The sequence below is a fragment of the Photorhabdus africana genome (assembly GCF_035181445.1).
GTDB classification, from domain to species: Bacteria; Pseudomonadota; Gammaproteobacteria; order Enterobacterales; family Enterobacteriaceae; genus Photorhabdus; species Photorhabdus laumondii.
In genome coordinates this window covers 1-253 of record NZ_JAXBVE010000267.1, presented here as the reverse complement: position 1 = coordinate 253, position 253 = coordinate 1, and the positions used below count along the sequence as shown (strand labels likewise).

1 protein-coding gene is annotated in these 253 nt (G+C 52.6%); it reads right to left on the bottom strand.

What is annotated here, in order from left to right; translation table 11 throughout:
* Positions 1-253: GTP-binding protein (locus SLS51_RS23705; protein ID WP_323840905.1), on the bottom strand; the 253-nt coding region annotated here is incomplete at both ends.

Sequence of the window (253 nt, the reverse complement as noted above, 5' to 3'; positions counted from 1 at the left end):
TTCTGGGATGTAGCTGTCCAGGGCATCGGCCAGTTCAATGATCTTCGCTTCCCACTCTGCATCACCTTCCAGCGCTTTCAGAGCAGAACCACGGATAACTGGCGTGTCATCACCTGGGAAATCGTACTGAGACAGCAGCTCGCGCACTTCCATCTCAACCAGTTCCAGCAGCTCTTCGTCGTCTACCATGTCACATTTGTTCAGGAACACGATGATGTAAGGAACGCCTACCTGACGACCTAACAGGATGTGC